This window comes from Streptomyces fildesensis (assembly GCF_016107395.1).
Classification (GTDB): domain Bacteria; phylum Actinomycetota; class Actinomycetes; order Streptomycetales; family Streptomycetaceae; genus Actinacidiphila; species Actinacidiphila fildesensis.
In genome coordinates, this window is sequence record NZ_JAAIKO010000340.1 from 1 (window position 1) to 248 (window position 248).

Below are 248 nucleotides of genomic sequence, written 5' to 3' on the forward strand. Positions count from 1 at the left end.
TTGATCGCGGAAAAGAATTGCGCTCCGATCATCCTCCGTCTTGCATGGCACTCGGCTGGAACTTTTGACGTGAAGACCAAAACTGGCGGACCGTTTGGGACGATAAGGAATCCAGCTGAATTAGCTCACGGTGCTAACAATGGTCTTGACATCGCTGTTAGGTTGCTGGAGCCCATCAAGGAGCATTTTTCTATCTTATCCTATGCCGACTTTTATCAGTTAGCTGGTGTTGTTGCTGTTGAAGTTAC

The 248-nt window shown here is 47.6% G+C and carries 1 protein-coding gene; it reads left to right on the forward strand.

Translation table 11 applies throughout. The features are described from left to right. Nucleotides 1–248: peroxidase family protein (locus C6N31_RS47455; protein WP_498063737.1), on the forward strand; the 248-nt coding region annotated here is incomplete at its 3' end.